The following is a 4,916-nucleotide window of genomic DNA, read 5'->3' on the forward strand; positions in this document are numbered from 1 at the left end:
GGCGTCGTGTCAGCTGCATTGATGTCGAATGACACACCGCTTTCGCGAGCAAGCCCGCTCCCACATTTGGATCTATGGGGTTCTTCAGATCGATGCAGCCGCTTTAGCCGACACCGCCGAACCACTCTCCACCGGACTCTGCGCCTTGCATGCCTGACTCAAGGTCAGCGACTTGGTCTCCGGCGCCCAGGCCCAGGACAGCAGCGCACCGATCGCCAGGATCGCCGCGAGGATGCCCATGGTCGGGCTCAGACCGATGCCCGCCACGCTCACCGGCAGCAGGAAGGTGCTGACAGCCGAACCCAGGCGGCTCACCGCCGTAGCCAGGCCAATGCCGCTGGCGCGAACTTCGGTCGGGAAGCTCTCGGCCGGGAACACGCCCACCAGGTTACTCACCGCCGACAGCACCAGGGTGAACAGGCCGAACACCAGCACCATCAGCGCCGCAGCACTGCTCGGCAATACCGCCAGCAGGAACAGGGCGATGGCGAGGATGATGAACGAGTTGATCAGGAACCCACGACGGGTGAACTTGATGGTGCACCAGATGCCGATCAGCGCGCCGAGGATCAGCAGCATGTTGAGCATCAGCTCCGTGCCGAAGCCTTCGGCCAGACCCATCTTCTGCAGAATCGACGGCAGGAAGGTGTAGATGGCGAAGTACGGCATCACGATGCAGACGAAGAACAGGCAGTTGAACGCGGTGCGCTTACGGTACTCGGGACTGAACAGCACGGCGTAGCCGGAGCGGGTTTCGGTGGAGCGGGTTTCGTCCAGCTCGACGTGCTCGCCCAGGAACTTCTTGACGATGGCACGGGCCTCCGCGACGCGTCCCTGATTGACCAGCCAGCGCGGCGATTCCGGAGTGCCGATACGGGCAATCAGAATCAGCGCAGCCGGGATCGCCGACGAAGCCAGCATCCAGCGCCAGGCATCGTCGCCCAGGCTGAGCATGGCGGTGCCGACGAAGGTCGCGGCGACGTAACCGAAGGTCCAGATCACGCTGAAGGAACCGAGCAGCACCCCCCGGTGCTTCTTCGGCGCGAACTCGGCGAGCATGGCGTGGCCGACACTGAAGTCACCGCCCAGGCCGATGCCGATCAGCACCCTGCACAAGAACAGGGCCATCGCCGATTCGACGTAGAACTGCATCACCGAGGCAATGGTGATCAGCACGAAGCTGACGAGGAAGATTTTCTGCCGGCCGACCTTGTCGGAAATCCAGCCGAAGAACAGGCTGCCGAGGAACAGGCCGATCAATGCCGAAGCGCCGATCAGGCCCTGCCAGAATGCATCGAGCTGCATCTGCGGGCTCAGCAGAGTGAAAGCGATACCGATCAGGCCCAGGATATAGCCGTCGGTGAAGTGGGCGCCGAAGGTCAGGCCGGCGATTTTGATGTGGAAACGGCCGATGGGCAGGTCGTCGATTTTTACCGGTTGTACGGACATGTAAGTCTCCAATTTTTGTTATTGACGGAGAAATGAAACCGAGTAAATCCCTGTAGGAGCGAGCATGCTCGCGATGGACTCCAGAACACCGCTGGGCATCAGATGCCCCGCGTTATCGTTGACGACCATCGCGAGCGTGCTCGCTCCTACAGGGGGTGGGTGAGCTTAGAGGCCACCCATCAACAGGTATTTGATTTCCAGGTAGTCATCCAGACCGTACTTGGAGCCTTCGCGACCGAGGCCCGATTCCTTGATGCCGCCGAAGGGCGCCACTTCCGTGGAAATAATCCCTTCGTTGATGCCGACCATGCCCGCTTCCAGGCCTTCGGCCATGCGCCAGACGCGGCCGATGTCGCGGCTGTAGAAGTAGGCCGACAAGCCGTACGGCGTGTCGTTGGCGCGTTGCAGCACTTCGGCTTCGTCCTTGAAACGGAAGCACGCCGCCACCGGGCCGAAGGTTTCGTCCTGGGCGATCAGCATGTCGCTGCTGGCTTCGGCGAGAATCGTCGGCTCGTAGAAAGTACCGCCCAAAGCGTGACGGCGACCGCCGCACAGGACCTTGGCGCCCTTCCCTACCGCGTCGCTGACGTGGGACTCGACCTTGGCCAACGCGGCTGCGTTGATCAGCGGGCCCTGCTCGGTTTCGCCTTCCAGGGCATTGCCGACGCGCATGGCCGCAACCGCTTCGGCGAGCTTGCCAGTGAAGGCTTCGTACACGCCGTCCTGGATGAAGAAGCGATTCACGCAGACGCAGGTCTGGCCGGTGTTGCGGAATTTCGAGGCCATCGCGCCTTTGACGGCGGCGTCGATGTCGGCGTCGTCGAAGACAATGAACGGCGCGTTGCCCCCCAGTTCCAGCGAGATCTTTTTCAGCGTGTCGGCCGCCTGACGCATCAGCAATTTGCCGGTGCGCGTGGAACCGGTGAACGACAGCTTGCGCACGATGCCGGACGCTTGCAGCGCGCCGCCGATCGCCACCGCGTCACCGGAGACCACGTTGAACACACCGGCCGGAATGCCGGCCTGCTCGGCCAGCACCGCCAGGGCGAAGGCCGACAGCGGGGTTTCTTCCGACGGTTTGAGAATCATCGTGCAACCGGCCGCCAGTGCCGGGCCGACCTTGCGGGTGACCATGGCCAGCGGGAAATTCCACGGCGTAATCGCCGCGACCACACCGATGGCTTCCTTGACCACGACGATGCGCGCATCGGCCTTGTGGCTCGGGATCACGTCGCCATAGGCGCGCTTGGCTTCTTCGGCGAACCACTCCAGAAAGCTGGCGGCATAGACCACTTCGCCCATGGCTTCGGCCAGCGGCTTGCCCTGCTCGCGGCTGAGCAAGGTGGCCAGGTCCTTCTGGTTGCTCAGCATCAGCTCGCCCCAGCGCTTGATGCGCTGGCTGCGTTCCTTGGCGGTCAGCTTGCGCCAGGCCGGCAAGGCACGGTTGGCGGCTTCGATCGCCAGATTGGTTTCTTCGGCGCCGGCCTTTTGCACGTCGGCAATCAGCTCACCGGTGGCCGGGTTAAGCACCGGGTACGTCGCCCCGTTGCTGCCAGACCATTGTCCATCGATGAAATTGCCGTGACGGATCAAATCGCTCATGCCACCGCCTCGGTCAGGTTGAAACGCTCGGTGCCCGGACGGGCCGAACGCAGGATGCGTTTGCCGGCGGTGTAATCGTTGATCACGTCGCACGGGGTGTAGTTGCGCTCCAGTTCGTACAGTTCTTCGGCGTCGAATTTGGTTTCCAGAGCCGCCAGGGCGCTGTCGAACTGCTCGGTGGTGTCGGCGCCGACCAGCATGCAATCCACGCCAGGATGATTGGCGACCCAGGCCTGGGCGATCTGCGCGTTGGAGACGCCACGGGCACGGGCCACGCGCTGCACCGAACGGGCGATTTCGAACGAGGCTTCGTCGCTGTACATCTGCTGGGTGAAGAAGTCGGTCTGGTTGCGGGTCGACTGCACGTCACCGGTCAGCAGGCCACGGGCCAGTGGACTGAACACCGAAACACCGAGGCCCTGATCGCGGCAGAACGGGATCATTTCGCGTTCTTCTTCGCGGTAGGCGCAGTTCAGTTGCAGCTGCATGTTGATCGGTTTGACCCAACCATTGCGCTCGCAGGCCATGAGGATCTTCGCCAGTTGGCCGGTGAGCATGGTCGACACGCCGATGTAGCGGGCCTTGCCGGAACGCACGATGTCGTTCATCGCGCTCATGGTCTCTTCGACCGGCGTGTTCACGTCGAAGTAATGCAGCATGAAGACGTCGACGTAATCCATGTCCAGGCGTTTGAGCGAGGCGTCGATGCTGTCCATGATGTGCTTGCGCGAGTGGCCGCTGGCGTTGATGCCAGTGCGGGTGCCGTAGCCGACCTTGGTGGTGATCACCAGGTCTTCGCGACGGGCCAGGCGCTTGACGATGCGCCCTACCACTTCCTCGCCGACGCCTGCGGAATAGAAGTCCGCCAGGTCGATGAAGTTCACGCCGTTGTCCAGCGCGTGCTTGACGATCGGCTCGCTTTTCTTCTCATCGAAGATCCACGGTTTCCAGTCCGGGGTGCCCATGTTCATGGTGCCCAGGCACAGGCGGGAGACTTCCAGGCCGGAGTTGCCCAAACGGATGTATTGCATGGCGCGGACCTCAGGCTTTTGGCGTGTAGAAAGGGTTGGCGATGTGGTTGACCACATCCTTGAGCTGCGCGGTTTCCGGCTTGCCGGTCAGGGCGGCGCGGATCGCGGTGCGGCAGGCGTTGTAGTTGTTCAGGTACACCGCATCCAGGTCGTCGCAGGACGGGTTGACCCAGTTGGCGGTGACGATGGCCCACTCGTCTTCGGCTTCCGGCGGCAGGGTGCCGTCCAGCAGCGCTTCCAGAACGGCCTTGGCGATACCGGCCTGGGACGCGCCCCAGGTGGCGTTGCCGTGCAGGTCGCTGGTGATGGCGGCCTTGTTGACGTACAGGGTCATCGGCTTGACCGGGATGTTCGGCTGGGCGATCACCATGAACGGGCAGTGACCCTGGCTTGGCGAAGCCAGGCTGTTGGCGAACGCCTGACCTGCCGGGCCGTTGCGCGGGCCGATCAGGATGTTGATGTGCGCGGCGTTCACGCCTGGGCCTTCGAAACCTTCACCGATGTACAGGTCGAGTTCTTTCATGTGTCGTTACTCTTGTCAGGACGCAGAGGGATTTGTTTGGGTGATCAGAAGCGCACGCGGGCCAGGGGCACGGCGTGGCAGAAGTCGGGATTCGAAGAGCGCAGCAGGGAGCTGGCGGGGACGCGGCAGTGATGATTAGTCATGGTTGCAAACGCTCTTTTTTGTCGTTGATGAGCTGGTTTGCGATTTTTTAACACTGGGGGTTTGCGGGGCTGTAACCATAAAAAATCATGGGGGTATGACTTCTGGTCATACCCTTGAAAACTGTGGGAGCGAGCCTGCTCGCGATGGTGTATCAGTCAAACCTTTGT

At 62.2% G+C, this 4,916-nt stretch carries 4 protein-coding genes; all 4 read right to left on the reverse strand.

Annotated elements, in window-relative coordinates:
- Window positions 1-84 precede the first annotated feature (84 nt).
- Window positions 85-1,449, reverse strand: coding sequence for an MFS transporter (locus tag ACW9JE_RS28530; RefSeq protein WP_224542020.1), 1,365 nt, complete (start codon window positions 1,447-1,449; stop codon window positions 85-87).
- 165 nt (window positions 1,450-1,614) lie between these two features.
- Window positions 1,615-3,051: an NAD-dependent succinate-semialdehyde dehydrogenase gene (locus ACW9JE_RS28535; RefSeq protein WP_224542022.1), complete on the reverse strand. Its 1,437-nt coding sequence runs from the start codon at window positions 3,049-3,051 to the stop codon at window positions 1,615-1,617.
- Window positions 3,048-4,082, reverse strand: a complete 1,035-nt coding sequence (locus tag ACW9JE_RS28540) for an aldo/keto reductase (RefSeq protein ID WP_224542023.1) — start codon at window positions 4,080-4,082, stop codon at window positions 3,048-3,050. Before ACW9JE_RS28540 ends, ACW9JE_RS28535 begins: the two co-directional genes overlap by 4 nt.
- A 10-nt stretch (window positions 4,083-4,092) precedes the next feature.
- On the reverse strand, window positions 4,093-4,605 hold the full coding sequence (fae, locus tag ACW9JE_RS28545) for a formaldehyde-activating enzyme (protein WP_175379020.1): 513 nt from the start codon (window positions 4,603-4,605) through the stop codon (window positions 4,093-4,095).
- Window positions 4,606-4,916: the final 311 nt, after the last annotated feature.

This window comes from Pseudomonas sp. SDO55104_S430 (assembly GCF_054070595.1).